At 63.8% G+C, this 14935-nt stretch carries 7 protein-coding genes; all 7 read right to left on the bottom strand.

The features are described from left to right. Window positions 1-2667, bottom strand: a complete 2667-nt coding sequence (locus WFH32_RS13145; RefSeq protein WP_336707793.1) for a heparinase II/III domain-containing protein — start codon at window positions 2665-2667, stop codon at window positions 1-3. Beyond that, the gene (locus tag WFH32_RS13140) at window positions 2664-7199 is read right to left on the bottom strand and encodes a glycosyltransferase (RefSeq protein WP_336707792.1); all 4536 of its coding nucleotides are present in this window, start codon (window positions 7197-7199) and stop codon (window positions 2664-2666) included. Before WFH32_RS13140 ends, WFH32_RS13145 begins: the two co-directional genes overlap by 4 nt. 55 nt (window positions 7200-7254) lie before the next feature. Next, window positions 7255-8499: a UDP-N-acetyl-D-mannosamine dehydrogenase gene (gene wecC, locus WFH32_RS13135; RefSeq protein WP_336707791.1), complete on the bottom strand. Its 1245-nt coding sequence runs from the start codon at window positions 8497-8499 to the stop codon at window positions 7255-7257. Window positions 8500-8519: 20 nt separating this feature from the next. Continuing rightward, entirely contained in the window at window positions 8520-10337 is a 1818-nt protein-coding gene (locus tag WFH32_RS13130) for a glycosyltransferase family protein (protein WP_336707790.1), read from the bottom strand. Between the two features lie 205 nt (window positions 10338-10542). Next, complete coding sequence (gene manA / locus WFH32_RS13125) at window positions 10543-11820, bottom strand: mannose-6-phosphate isomerase, class I (RefSeq protein WP_336707788.1); 1278 nt, start codon at window positions 11818-11820, stop codon at window positions 10543-10545. Between the two features lie 16 nt (window positions 11821-11836). Next, a complete protein-coding gene (locus WFH32_RS13120) occupies window positions 11837-13309 on the bottom strand; it encodes an NCS2 family permease (protein ID WP_336707786.1) in 1473 nt (490 codons plus the stop codon). 178 nt (window positions 13310-13487) lie between these two features. Then, the gene (locus tag WFH32_RS13115; protein ID WP_318244120.1) at window positions 13488-14924 is read right to left on the bottom strand and encodes a sugar transferase; all 1437 of its coding nucleotides are present in this window, start codon (window positions 14922-14924) and stop codon (window positions 13488-13490) included. Window positions 14925-14935 lie beyond the last annotated feature (11 nt).

Below are 14935 nucleotides of genomic sequence, written 5' to 3'. Positions count from 1 at the left end.
CTAAATGTTCGAACCAACCATTACTGACGCAGTTGTGAATGGTACACCCCTGACACCGTCTGAGCGCCTTCGCCAATAGATTCGAGCACGGTACCTCCCCCCGGGCAACCTGGGCCAGCGATAGTCCGACCTGTTTGAATAAGGAAGGTTCGCAACGAGCTCGGACCCGCGATACAGCTTCACCGAGAAGACAAGGTCGACGTTCCGTTCGATGGACAAGATCAACGAGCTGGAAGCCCTGTCGACGTACAAGAAGTTTGGAAGGCCATTGCCATCATAGTGCGCGTCTACTGACGACCGCAAGAACTGGCCAAAAGGATGGCCGACATCCTCATGCTTCGCTCCATCGATCTCCAGGGAGTTCACACGATATCCAAGCCCGCTCGCATCGGCAATGAACGGCGCGACGTGATTTGCAAGATGATGATCGGCGGTCCCCACGACAATACTAATCGCGGTAGAACGCAATCCATTACGCAGTTGCTTGACGAGGACCTCATCTGCCCAGAGCCGATCACCCGGACCGGTACCACCCGAGATGTACTGAAGAATGTTCGGATGCACATTTTCCGTGAAGGTGCCGATCCTGGTCTGGGGAGCTCCCACGATAATCCTCCCTGCCGAATACCCGAGGCCGTGGATCAGGGCCGCGGTGCCGCCCTTCGAAGAGCCAGCAGTGAGGACTCTCTCCCGCCCAATCGAATACAAATCACCACTTCTCGCAATGAGAGCCTGGACAGAATTGTAGATCGAGGTATCCCGATTCTGGCTATAATAGTAAGCGCCCTGTTCGCCAAAATCATCGAGGACGTGGAGTCGTGCAATTGAACTACCCTCCAGCGGTCTGCGATAGTTATAGGTGAAATCACCAACTTCACCAATCGCCGAAAATATCACTGCTAGGCCAGTCGGCCTCTCCTCGGGAAGATCAAGAAGGTATCGAAGCGGCACATCCCCGTCGAAGACCTGCCACTTGGAGTCTGGTGTCAGAACGCCACGATCGCGCAGCACGAAGCGATCCAGACGGACTGTGCACGAAACGTCGATGTTCGCCCCGCTGAGTTCCACAACGAGAGTCGAGGAAGGCTCGTGTCGCCCCATCTCTGGGAAGGACCAGCCTAGCGGCGTTGGCGCCGTGCGGCCAGCGACATGTCTCAACGAGAAGCGGCTATCCGAACGAAACTCGATCTCTGCAATCTTGACGCCATCGTGCACAAGTTCGACAAACGATCCACGCAGGGTGGGCACCACACCGACGCCGAGATGCCAGTAGAATGAATATCTGTGCGACTGCTCCGACCGCACACGATCGCTCACACGGATCACTGAACCTTCGGCGGACTCCCCGGCCACCTCCAGATGCCTCTCGAATTCCACGCCCGAGTAGCGTAAAGTCCGTCCAACAACGGAGAGCCTCTCGGCCGATGATCCGACATCTGCCAGCGATGTCTCAGCCATCTTCCCATCGTGCCGCGGCATTCCCATACCGTCCACGACTAGAGTGTTATGGGCGAAGGAAGAAAATGCGTACTTGGTGAACGGGTCCGAGTAGTTGTATCCATTCGGGCCTGCTTCGCAAATTATCTGGACGCCCTGTGACTCAACGTAGATGCTCAACTCGTCCGAGTGCTTGTGATATCCACCATTGTACGCAGCAGTCATCAGAACGTAGGTTGCTCCCGGATCGCTCCACGATGATCGGAAGATCCCATATCCGCTCTCGGCGAAGACCCTGACTCTATCCTCAGGGACGTCGCCCTCGCGGCCACTCGTAGCTGCATAGCGAAAGTTCGAGGAGCCGAACACATCATAGTTCGACGAAACATCTAGCGCACGTACCGACGTGTCACTAATGGGCGGATAGACGCCGCGCGGGGTGACCATGTGAGTCGCGTATGACTCAGCCAACAAGAGCCCTGCCTGGAAAGCGTGCGCCAGCTCATTGCCGAGCGCCTCGAGCAGGTTCGCCACCTCAACAAAGTTCCGAGCGACCATCAGATGGTAGGTTGGTGTGTGCTCGATGTGTACACCCTCGCGCGTGAAACACATATCAAAGTAGGTGCTCAGTCTAGACACAGCAAGTTCAATTGCGAGTTTACGAGCCGAGGCGGAAAGATCAGGGCAAAGCACCGCATGGCACAAGACGGCGCGATCCTGGAACATCCCGTGATTGTTGAGGCCAGCGTAGAAGTCCGGAGCCTTGAGCAGAGCCGAGTCCGCGGCAACCTGCTGCACAATGGCGTCTTCGCCTCTCAACTCGGGGAGCCTGCTTTGAACCGCAAGGAAGACCAACAGTCTCTGAGCGGTTGTTTCGTCGTGGTACGCCATTGGGGCAATCCGGGTCGGCCCCGCGAATTGGGCTCGCCATTCTGTCGTCAGTTCTTTGATAGAACCGCGTACTAGGGCTTGCTCGTCATACTCAAGGTCGTCGTAGACAGCGAGCCAGTCCGATACAAACAAGAACCCATGGAGCCTTCGTAGGTGTCGTCGATCCTCTGTGCAGGTCCAAAGATCTCCCATTGAGCCGGCATATGCGATCGGAAGCCCCGGTGAAACGATCTCCTGCCTCGCAAGAAATGCGCGCGTCCTTGCGAGTGCGCCATGACTTGGGGCACCAATCGGGAGCATTAGCGTGGCGAGGCGTCGGGCCTCCTCATCAATGGTCACGAAAGTTGCCGTCCTGAAGAAACGAGGGTGCCTACAAGCTGAGGAAGGACCTTCTCCAAGGAATAATGACTACCAATGTACTCCGGCACTTCGTCACCTGCCCCGCCCTCAAGAATCCGCACCGCCATTGAAGCCACTGTTGCGTGGCTCCAGGTGAGCGGGTACACCGCTTCTGCTCCCGGCCAGTAGAGTATGACCGGCAATGCACCGGATGCAGCACCATCAGCAATGGTCAGGTGGAACGATTCGAAGTCACTGACCGAGATCACCGTACCAATGGTGCTGTACCACTCGCCCATATCCTCACCATATCCGGCAAGCTCAACCGCGCCCGGGCACGCTTCGTTCAAAGCCTCGATGCGTTCGAACTGCTGGTCGAAGTAGTCCATCTCGTCCTTGCGAGCTGCCATCCAAGAATAGTCCTTCGGCAGGCTTCCCTTGATCGACAGGGTGTAGCTGGGATCCACACGGTGAAGTTCCTCAAGCAAGTCAAGTGCCAGATCGAGGCGCTTGCGCTGAGGAATTATGCCGACGAGGCCAATACGCTTAGCTGCCTCTGGCGTCTTTGCGCGTGAAAGGGACTCGGTCAGGACGTAGTTCGGGACGACCGTCGTCTTCTCGGCCGGAATGCCGTGCGACGCCACAGCCGCAAGGCGAACAACTTCATTGACAAATATAAACTGATCAACGTTGTCGCAGTGGATATTGCGCAGGTGCGGACCGTAGATCTCCTGAAGGTGTACCCGAACCACCAGACGTTGGTGGCTGGTAACCTGATGCGAATACCAGACAGCATTGCCAAGTCCCCACTCGCAGAACACGATATCCGCCGACTCTAGCAGTGTTCGCGATCGTGCCTCGTCATGATCTGTGTGGTTAGTCCACTCATCAACGAGTACCTCGAACCCGTGGCTCCGGAAACCATCGATCGCCGAACGCAGGAATTTCAAGTCATGTCCTGCAACCAAGACCGTCTCAGGGCAGGATCCCGGAATTGAGACCTCTAGTGCTTCCCCATCCTCTCGCATTTGAGAATCAACCTCGGCTACGTGAGGGAGCAGAAGTGACAAGGTCTTCGCGAAAGTGCCGCGCAAGGCGGACTCCAGATTCTCGAAATGACCCGTTCTCTCGCTAAGAACAAGCCCGGACGCCGTCACAACATCGTTCGGTCCTTTTCTTGCGAGCGCGAACGACTGATCGCGTCCAATCACATGCACTGGCAGCAGCCGTTCCCAGTTGCCTGACTGGGCGACTATGAGCATATCTTCGTACCAGGTTCGAGGCAAGGCCTCTTCTGCCAGTCCAAGCCACTTCACACCGGCAAGGACCGACTCGTCGATCTCAGTTTCGATCCCGATTCCAGCACTAGTCAGCTTGTCCCTCTTTAGTTGAGAAACCTGCTGGCGTCCACGTACCACGATCGCTGCGGGAGGAACAGACTGATCAATCAATGTCGCCACAAGCTCATCAGTCAGTTCGTCTGCCACAAGTGCGTAAGAATCGAATTTCTCAACATGGACTGGAAAACCTGCGGTTCTCGCAATGATTGCCAAGGCAAAGTCGGCAACATGTACACGCAGGATGGACCTCATTTGGTGCCACGCCTCACGCCGACGGACATTCAGGTCCGTGGACCAATAGCTCAGTAAAGCTTGGGAGTCTTCGAGCGAGCCGCTGCAAGCGATTGCCCCTCCCAGGGTCTCTTGGACCCCGCGTCCCGGACCGGACAACACTACACCACCGCTTGCCGCGATTTCGACGACTCTTCTTGAGTACATTGTCGGCGAATCGCGGACACTGTTGACGTTTAGGTGGGCGACGTGGGTCCTGTACTTCTCAAGGACGCTGTCATATGAGAGCCCGCCACGTACCGCTTCCCGGAATTCGGCTGGAAACTTATAGGGCGAGTCCGGATCAATCGACTGCCGGTCGTAGATCGCCAGCCCCGTCTGCTTGCTCGCTGAAAGGAGCCGGTGAAGGTCGCTCGTTCGCTCAGCATAACGGTCCCCGTAGTATGTGCCGGCATACGCGACTGTGGGCTCCGACGACTCTCCTCGATCGAGCGGGCTGTGGATCCTGGGCTGGGCGAAGAACGGCATGCTCGATACGGTCTTGGTGGATTCTCCCGCAGCACTCCTGTATAGCGGAATCAGATTCGCATCAACAGTAAAGATATGGTCGCACAGCCGGGCCGTTTCAAGGAAACGGCTGGTATGAACCGGGTCCTCCTTGTTCCAAAAGACGGTCGGGATGGCCAGTCTTCTACACGTCTCGATCAGGCCTTGGATGTCGCGGTGCTCGTCGTCTGAATAGCGGCCGACACCCCGATACCACTGAGCGTCGTTTCCCTTCCACGCAGACTCGATGAGAACGAAACTCAGTCCCTCGAGTTCGTGTGCCCAGTTTGCGCGAGACAGGAGACGCACGCCGATCGATCCCTGCAGACTCTTCGTCGTGAATTCGTCAGCGATGAGGCCAATCTCAAGATCCCTTACGTGGAGGTTCTCTGACCTCGAGTTCTTTGCATAGCCTTCCCTGGCCTGTCGATAGGCAGAGATCGCGCCTGTGCAAGTTGCCGTCCATTGACGCTCTTTTATCGTCCACAGCCGAGCAGTTCGGCCGAGTTGCCGCCGCTTCTCTGCGTCGGCAATCAAAATCGCAAGCTTGTCGGCAAGGTCCTGGACGTCGCCCGCCTTGAATACTGCGGCGCGTTCTTGGTCGTGGCCTGCGAGGTCGCGATGCGGTGCGACGTCCGAGAGCAATACCGCCTTCCCGGCGGCGAATGCCTCCAGTGGCTTCAGAGGGGACACCATTTCCGTGACGGGAAGGGAGACTCGTGGGCACGGCATAATGTCGAAGAGTGAAAGAAGTCGGGGCATTTCTTTGTAGGCAACTCGACCCAGAAAGTGGACTGTGTCGTCCAGGCCCAGGTCGAGTACCCGTTCTTTGAGCTCCTTTTCCTGACTTCCCGAGCCGGCTAATACCACCTGGAATGCCAGGCCGCGTTCGCGAAGGACCTTTGCCGCTTCAATGAGGTCCAAGAGGCCCTCATAGGGAACCATGCTTCCGGCGAACCCGATCCAAGGTTCATCCGCTGAAATCTTGAGCTTCTTCGCAAAGCTCGTGTCCTTCGGCAAGGGCACTATTGCATCGGAGTCGACCGCGTTCGGCATGACAGTGATCTTGTCTCGGTCAGCACCGCGACGGACAAGTTCCTCTGCAACCTGAGGAGTAATAGCGAGGATTGCGTCCGACTCCGCAGCGACCAAACTCTCCAGCGAAACTTGGAGAGCGTAGCGCTCGCTCATGTCCCATCCTGTGGAGGTCGACGCCTGAGTTACCTCCCAGAGCCCCCTCACTTCGTAGACGAATGGAACGCCGACCCGCCGCGCAGCGATGAGCGCAGCAAGGCCCGTATAGTAATTGGACGCGGCATGGATCGTCGAGACTCGCAACCTGCGCGCTTCCCGCACAAACGCGTCGGCGGCCTCGTCGATTGCTTGGAGGAGCGTCGCGTCATTGAGGCTGAGGCCAGGGTTGTGTACATAGTCCACGCCGTCCAGGGTGGATTGGGTTCTCTCGCTCACACCGGTGTATTTCGAGTCCCACGGGTACCCCGTACGGGCTACGACCGTGATATCGACACCGTTTCGAGATAACCCGTCGGCCACGCCTTTGGTGCGAATTGAGTAGCCGTTGGAACTGTAGATCGGTGTAGAGTGCACGCAGTACATGAGACGCCCTCGTTCAGCCCGATAGGCAGTCCCTGTTCCACGCCCGGGGACAACGATCCCGTGTCTCGCGACATGTGCCGCCGACTGGATGGTCGCTGCTAGTGCTTTGAGTCGCGGTTCACCGCCCGCGATTATATCCTGGTGCGCCTCCACCATTTCTGCCGGACGTGCGATCTCGCCCGCAGTAAACCACAAACGCGCTAGCGCAGCGTACAGTCGGCTGGCATTCGGGTCTTCTTCGAGATCCTTGAGCAACTCTTCGAGCGACCGTCGCGTACCAGGAACGCTGGTAGGCGAGGCTTCCTCGTCGCCCTTTAGCCGCCTCGGAGGGTTTTCCGTGCCTCTCGGAGCCCCCGCGACAGGAGATGGTCCATTGTCCGGCTTTCCCAGCATGGTCCCCTTTTCGGGCGCATGTCGGACAGCACTTCTGAGTTTAACTATCTCTTGGAGAGGCTTGAGAACCGTGCGGCCCACCCGCATGCTCGTCGAGGCTCGGACCCGTTGGATCTCTCGCTTCAGCCGTGCCGATTCGACCCGATACGCTTCAAGCGAACTCAGCGATCTACCCAGTTTTGATTCCAGATTTGCGATCTCACGCTTCTGCCTCTCGGTCCTCTTCTTGGCTCGCGCGAGCTGCTCTTCCAGTTCTGCGATCCGCGCTCGCCCTCCGTCGCTCTTGGCCACAAGGTCATCGAATTTTCTACGGAGACTTTCGGGATCCCCAACGAACTCCGACAGCATGGCTTCGCGCATTTCATTCGGATTTCGGACCTCGTCCGGGTACCGCTTCGTGCTCATCTTCGTAGAATCTCCGAGATCTATCGTGGTCAAGCAGGGGTCGAGCGGTTAACTCCTAGACGGAGGTGCCGCGCGTGTCGATCAGGACCGCGCTCGCCTCGGCGATGAACTCGTTGTCGACGAACTGGTCGTGGTCCACCAGCAGCACCGAGACGTCGGCGCGCTTCGTCGCTTCCTCGATCGAGACGAGCTCGACGTTGCGTCGGTTCGCCAGCTCCTGGGGAAGGTCCTCGATGTGCGGCTCCACGACGAGGATCGTCGCGCCTGCCATCTCGTCGGCGAGCTGAGCGACGATCTTGCGTGCCGGTGACTCGCGGAGGTCGTCGATGTTCGCCTTGAAGGCCAGGCCGAGGGTCGAGATGGTGGGGTTCGCGATCGTCCCCGCGGCGGCACGGACCTTCTCGATGACCCACTGCGGCTTCGCGTCGTTGACCTCGCGGGCGGTGCGGATGAGACGCGCCTCCTCGGGAGCCGCGTCGACGATGAACCAGGGGTCCACCGCGATGCAGTGTCCGCCGACGCCGGGGCCCGGCTGCAGGATGTTCACGCGCGGGTGGTGGTTCGCGAGGCGGATGAGCTCCCAGACGTCGATGCCCAGGTTGTCGCTGATCACCGAGAGCTCGTTGGCGAAGGCGATGTTCACGTCGCGGAACGAGTTCTCGACGAGCTTGGCCATCTCGGCCGTCACCGCGTCCGTCAGGAGGATCTCCCCCTGGCAGAACACCTGGTAGAGGTCGCGAGCGCGCTCGGCGGCCTCGACCGTCAGCCCGCCGACGATCCGGTCGTTGGTCACGAGCTCGATCATCACGCGACCGGGCAGGACGCGCTCCGGACAGTGCGCGACGTGGATGACGGGGCGATCTCCGGAGCCGTCCAGGCTCAGGTCGGGTCGAACCTCGAGGATCCAGTCCGCCATCCGCTGCGTCGCGCCAGGAGGGGACGTCGACTCGAGGATCAGCAGCTCGCCGCCCTGCAACTGGGGCGCGATCGCTCGAGCCGCGGCCTGGATGTACGACAGGTCCGGCTTCATGCCGTCCGTGAAGGGCGTGGGCACCGCCACGATGAACGCATCCGCCGGCGCCGGCGTGAGCGCCGCGCTGAGCTTGCCCTGCGTCACGGCCCCCGCGACGTAGGTCGCCAGATCGGGCTCGACGAAGGGGACGTCACCACGGTTGACCGCGTCGACGGTCCGCTGGCTGATGTCCACACCCAGGACCGTGACGTCCTGTGAAGCCAGGATCGCGGCCGTGGGGAGGCCGATGTATCCCAGACCGATCACCGCGACAGAGCTGATGCCCATGGTGTTCCCGTTCTCCCTGCTCAGAAAAGGACGTGCGAGTCCGCACGCCCGTAGAACTGCACCTCGCCGCTCGCAAGCAGCTCGGCGTCGGACACCGTCCAGGTGTGCGCACCGGACCCGGAGCGCACCTGGACGAAGTTGAAGCGGTCCGCCGAGTAGACGCGGGCTCCCGCGTCGACGGCGTCCCGAAGGAAGGCAGAGTCCTCGCCGCGGCTCACGTCCTGGAACGGAGTCGTCGCCACGAGGTCTCGCCGGGCGACGATCGTCGGCCCCATCACCCGGTCGGTGAACCGGCGCTCACGATCCGCGAACCGCAGCAGCGTAGCGTCCATGCCCTCGACGTACATGTAGTGCGCCTGCTTGCCCACGACCTCGGCATCGCTGTACGCCATGGCGTACAGCTGGTCGGAGAGGTACTGCGCCCCGTACAGGTCGTCGTCGTCCATCTTGGCGACGACGTCGCCGTCGGCGGCCGCGACGAGCCGGTTGAGGCAACCGCCGAGCGGGACCTCGGAGCCTGCCGTCAGGAGGACCAGCTCCTCGACACCGGCTTCCTCGGCGCGCACCCGCAGGTCTGTCTCGTCGACCTCGAACCCGTGGGTCAGCAGGGCCAGCTGGAGCCCCACGTCCTCCTGGCTGCCGACCGTCCGCAGGACGTGGTCGAGCTGGTGGGGCCGGTTGGTCGAGACCAGGGCCGTGACCGTCGCACGCGGCACCACCGGGGATTCGGCCAGGCCGACGCTGTGCAGGACGCTCTGCACGCGCGCGCCATAGGTGTGCTCTCGCCAGATCCTGCGCTGGCCCAGGTGTGTTGCGCGATCACGCAGCTCCGCCGATCGCACGAGGGCACGGACCGTGTCCGCTGCCTCCGCCCGGTCCGCGACCACGAAGACCTCGTCCGCCGGGAAGAGCTCGCCGATCGCTCGACTCGACGTCGTCACCACCGGCGTGCCGCAGGCCGTGATCTCGAAGACCCGGCGAGCGCACATGCTCGGGGAGCCCACGATCGAGTTCACGTTGAGGAACACCTTGTACTCGCGGTACGCGGTCAGCATCCGCTCGTAGTCCAAGGACCCGACGACACGGCCCGCCAGCGGCTCCGGGAACTGGTAGTTCGGGTCCCCGCCCTGGAAGCGGGAGAAGATCTCGAGGCCGTGCTCCATCCGCGACGAGACGTCGAACGCCCCGCCGAGAAGCAGATCCATCTGCTCGCGTCGCTCGGGGTACTTGTGGGCGAAGTACATGCCGCCGAACGCGACGTCCCGCTCCGGGCCACGGCCGTGCGGCCGCACGGGGTTGTGGATCGCGGGCTGGGCAGCGAAGGGGAGAACGCTCACGCGGTCGTGACCGAGACGCTCGACGTAGTCCGGCACGCGGTCGACGTCGGTCGTGCTGACATGGTCGAAGAGTGCTGCGGCATCGAGGAAGTCCTCGAAGTGGACGGGGTCCTCCTTGTTCCAGAAGACCGTCGGGATGCCCAGGTCGCGGCAGTGCGCGACCAGCTCGACGAACGCCGTTCTGGGAGCGGAGGTCCCGGTCAGGTGGTACTGCCAGGCTCCGCCGTTTCCGTTCCACGCCGACTCGACGAAGAGGAGGTCGATGGGCTCGTCGGCGAGGGCCTGACGCCACGTCGTGGGCTCGAGGAGGACCTGCTCCCACTCGAGAGCGAACGCGAGCCGGGAGAAGTCGTCGAGGATCACCCCGACGCGCAGGTCTGGCCGCGACGGCCGACGGTCCGAGAAGTCCCAGGGGTCGAACGTCAGTCCGTCCTTGGTGAAGTACCCCCCGCGTCCGCTCCCCGGGGAGGGCACGCGCTGTCGACGCAAGAAGGATCGCATCTGCGGCACGCCACCGTGCCGAAGATGCCAGAGGGCCCGGCGCGCCGCGCCCAGTCCCCCGCCCCTGCGAGTCGTCACATCTGCCATCCTGGCTCGTTGCTGTGGAACACCCTGACCCAGCGCCTGCGCGGGGCCGGCTTGAACGAGCGAGCCACGGAGTGCGGGACTATAGTACCGCTCTCAGGCCCCGCCCAGCCCACCGCCCTCAGGGCACGTAGGCGACCACCGCGCGGCCGGATCCGTGCAGCGACAACCGTCCCGCTGCATGCGGGACGAAGACCGACTCCCCCACCCGTAGGCGGGTACGGAGGGATTCACCCGGTACCCCTCCTGCATCGCCGGAGCACCCCACCTCGAGACCTCCGTCCAGCGCGAGCACGATCCTCGGTCCCTCGGCCGGGAGGGGGGCGACCTCGCTTCCCACCTCGCCCATGACCAGCGCAAACTCCGCGATCGAGGCCCGGTACTCCTGCAGTCCTCTGTCCACCGCGGGCGCGCCCCGTCGCCCCGGCGCAGCGGCCGCCCCCAGCGGCCGGATCCGGGGCCGTGCCGCAGGCCCGGGGGCGTACGTCACGCAGGCCAGGAGCGACTCGACGTCCACGCGCTTGCTGGTCAGCCCCGCACGCAGCACGTTGTCCGAGCTCGCCATGATCTCTACCGCGCATCCCGACAGGTAGGCGTGCACGTGCCCGGCGGGGACGAACATCGACTCCCCCGGCTCGAGCGTGACCCGGTTCAGCATCAGCGACACCACGGCACCCGGGTCCCCCGGGTGCTGTTCCGCGAGGGCGACCACGGTCGCGTCGGCGCGCGGCGACGTCGTACCTGCTGCCAGGCGGGCCCGGACGTCGGCGACGGTCGACGCCAGGTCGCCTGCGACGTCGGGCGCCGTCCTGGCGTGCAGGGCGAGCGTGAAGGCCTCCCGCAGGCCCGCTGCCGAACGCTGCGCCTCGAGCGCAGCCCTCATCCCGGCGACCAGGTCGCCGCGCAGCCCGTCCAGCAGCTCCAGGATCCGCACCGGACGACGAAACCCCGAGAGCCCTTCGAACCGGGAGACCGCCACGACCATCTCCGGCTTGTGCTGGTCGTCGTGGAAGCTGCGCTCCGGCGAGTCGCGCGGGACGCCCTCGCGGTTCTCCCGGTTGAAACCGGCACGTGCTCGGTGCGGCTGCGGGTGCACCTGCAGCGACAGCGCGCGGTCGGCGGCGAGCACCTTCAGCAGGTACGGCAGTCGCGGACCGTAGTCGTCGAGAACGCGCTGCCCGAGCATCTGGACCGGGTCGTTGCGGATCAGGTCCGCGAGGGACACCGAAGGCCCGCCGTCGGCCGAAGCCGACGACGGGCCCTTCGGATGCGCCCCCATCCACAGCTCGGCGAGAGGTTCACCGTCCTGCTCCAACCCCAGGAGCGCGTGCAGCGCGCTCCTCGAACCCCAGTCGTAGGACTGGAGGGTGGGCGTCAGGCGCAGGATCGGGAGGCTCATCGCCTGAGAGCGTACGTCAGACGCCCAGGGCGTCGCTGATCGGGTCGAGGGTGAAGTAGATGATGAACGCGACGGCGGAGACCCACATGAGCGGGTGGATCGCCTTGACCTTGCCGAGCGCCAGCTTGATGACCACGAAGGCCAGGAAGCCCGCGCCGATGCCCGCGGTGATCGAGTAGGTGAAGGGCATGAGGGCGATCGTGAGGAACGCGGGGATCGCGACCTCGACGTTCGTCCACTTGATGCCCGTGATCTGCGTCATCATGAGGAAGCCGACGAGGACCAGCGCAGGCGCGGCGGCCTCGCTCGGGACGAGGGCGACGAGCGGCGACAGGAACGTCGCCAGCAGGAAGGCGATACCCGTCACGACGGCCGCGAGGCCCGTGCGCGCACCCTCGCCGACACCGGTCGTGGACTCGACGTAGCTCGTGTTGGACGAGACGCTCGCGGCACCACCGGCCGCCGCGGCGACCGAGTCGACGATGAGGATCGCACGCGACTTCGGCGGGTTGCCCGTCTCGTCGAGCAGCTTGCCCTCCGCACCGACCGCGACCATGGTGCCCATGGTGTCGAAGAAGTCGGCGAGCAGCAGCGAGAAGACGAGCAGGACGACCGTGACGATGCCGACCTTCTCGATCGACCCGAGCAGCGAGAACTGACCCAGCAGACCGAAGTCGGGGACCGCGACCGGGCTGCCGTCGAGCTCGGGAGCGTTGAGGCTCCACCCGTTCGACGCGCCCGCACCCTTGGTGCCGACGCCCGCGACCGCCTGGATGACCACTGCGAGGACCGTCGCGGCGAGGATCGAGATGAGGATCGCGCCCCGGACCTTGCGGACCCACAGGACGATCATGAGGACCAGGCCGACGACGAAGACCAGGATCGGCCAGCCCGCGAGCGAACCGGTCGCGCCGAGCTGGAGCGGCGTGCCGCCGCCCGCGGCGACGAACCCGGCGTTGACCAGGCCGACGAGCGCGATGAACAGGCCGATGCCCACGCTGATCGCGGTCTTCAGCTCGACCGGGACCGCACGGAAGACGGCCTCGCGGAAGCCCGTGAGGACGAGCACCAGGATGATGAGGCCCTCGATGACGACGATGCCCATCGCGTCGGCCCACGTGACCTCGGGGATCGACGCGATCGTGAAGGCCACGACCGCGTTCAGCCCGAGGCCGGCCGCGAGAGCCATGGGGTAGTTCGCGAACACGCCCATCGCGATCGTCATGATGCCCGCGACGAGTGCCGTGGTCGCGGCGATCATCGGGAAGTTCGCGCCGTCCGCGCCGCCACCCAGGAACTGGCCCGTACCGTCGGGGGCCGTCCCGAGGATGATCGGGTTGAGGATGATGATGTAGGACATCGCGAAGAACGTGACGAGACCGCCACGGATCTCGGCGCCGATGGTCGAGCCGCGCTCGGTGATCTTGAAGAAGCGGTCGATGCCGCTGGAACGCGGGGGGGCTTCGCGCTCGTCAGTCGTGGTGGTCATGGGGAGAATGGTGCCAGATCCCGTGTTGCGCTTCCGAATCGTCCACGTGACGTGCTAGTGACGTGTCCGCGGTCACGTCCCGCCTCGCGACACGCGGCAGGCTCACGCCGACAGACACCCACGGGTCGGCGGTCGCCGAGCGCCCGTCGCCGAGCGCGCAGCCCGGCGACGGCAGTGCTCAGTACGCCCCGTGCCCGGAGACGACGGCTCTCGCCGTGCGCGCCAGGATGAGGATGTCGCCGAACAACGTCCAGTTCTCGACGTAGTAGACGTCGAGGCGCACGCTCTCCTCCCAGGACAGGTCCGAGCGTCCACCGACCTGCCACAGTCCCGTCAGGCCGGGCTTGACGAGCAGGCGCCTGCGCACCTTCTTCTCGTAGGTGCTGACCTCGCGCGGCAGCGGCGGGCGGGGCCCCACGAGGCTCATGTCGCCCCGCAGGACGTTGAAGATCTGCGGCAGCTCGTCGAGCGAGTAGCGACGGATGAAGCGGCCGACGGTCGTGACGCGAGGGTCGTTGCGGATCTTGAAGAGCGGCCCGGACCCCTCGTTGTTCGCGGCGAGCGCGGTGAGGTCCAGGTCGGACCCGACGCGCATGGAACGGAACTTGAGCATCGAGAACGTCTCGCCGTTGCGCCCGACGCGCTGCTGGGAGTAGAAGACCGGTCCACGGCTCGTGAGCCGCACCGCGAGCCCGACCGCGATCAGGACAGGCAACAGGAGGAACGTCAGGATCGCCGCACCGAACCAGTCCGAGATCGACTTGACCACGAACTTGGGGCCGCTGAACCGAGGAGCGTCGACGTGCAGGAGGGACACGGACTCGGCCGGGGTGATGGTGATGCGGGGTCCGGCGACGTCGACCAGCTCGGTCGTCAGCATGAGGTCGACACCGAAGGGCTCGAGCTCCCAACTGAGGTGGCGCACGACGTCCGCGGTCACGGCGTCCGAGCCGCTCACCGCGACGCACCCGGCGCCGACCCGCGCCGCGATCTCGCCTGCCGAGCGGAGGTCTCCGAGGACGGGCACGCCCAGGATGGCGTCACCCTCAACGGCGCGACCGCTGGGTGTGCACACGGCGACCACCCGGTACCCGGAGCTGTCCCGCTCGTTCAGGTCGCGGATCAGGCGCTCGGCCTGGTCCCGGTGCCCGATCGCGAGGACCGCGGTCCGGTGAGAACCCACGGCCCGCTTGCGGTGCAGCCACTGCCGCCAGAAGTAGCGGCCCAGGAGCAGCCCGGCGAGGCCGAGCGGGAACGCGAAGATCAGGTAGCCGCGGGCCTCCTGGAAGCGCAGCAGGAAGGCGAGGATCGCGAGGATGCCGAAGAGTCGCCAGGACGCGTCGAAGACCCGCTGGTACTCGGTCGGCCCGCTGCCGACGACCCGCACGTCGCGCGTCTTGGCGAACGCGAGCGAGCCGGCCCAGGCGACGCCGATCAGGACGCTCAGCACGAGGTAGGGCAGGAACAGGTTCTCGCGGACGGGCTGGCTGATGAACTGGTCCCACCGCAGGAAGTACGCCGCGGTGACCCCGATCGTGATCGCGAGGAAGTCGGTGACGACGAGGCGGATCCGGTACGACCGCTCCCACGTGACCGACTCGAACGCGGCGCGCACCGCCCGAAGGG

The organism is Oerskovia sp. USHLN155, assembly GCF_037145535.1.
In the GTDB taxonomy this organism is placed as follows: Bacteria; Actinomycetota; Actinomycetes; order Actinomycetales; family Cellulomonadaceae; genus Oerskovia; species Oerskovia rustica.
This window is presented reverse-complemented; position numbering and strand designations above follow the sequence as displayed.

Coding starts and splice junctions, on each gene's coding strand:
- WFH32_RS13140 (WP_336707792.1), bottom strand. CDS start 7,199: ATGAGCACGAAGCGGTACCCGGACGAGGTCCGAAATCCGAATGAAATG.
- wecC (WP_336707791.1), bottom strand. CDS start 8,499: ATGGGCATCAGCTCTGTCGCGGTGATCGGTCTGGGATACATCGGCCTC.
- WFH32_RS13130 (WP_336707790.1), bottom strand. CDS start 10,337: ATGCGATCCTTCTTGCGTCGACAGCGCGTGCCCTCCCCGGGGAGCGGA.
- manA (WP_336707788.1), bottom strand. CDS start 11,820: ATGAGCCTCCCGATCCTGCGCCTGACGCCCACCCTCCAGTCCTACGAC.
- WFH32_RS13120 (WP_336707786.1), bottom strand. CDS start 13,309: ATGACCACCACGACTGACGAGCGCGAAGCCCCCCCGCGTTCCAGCGGC.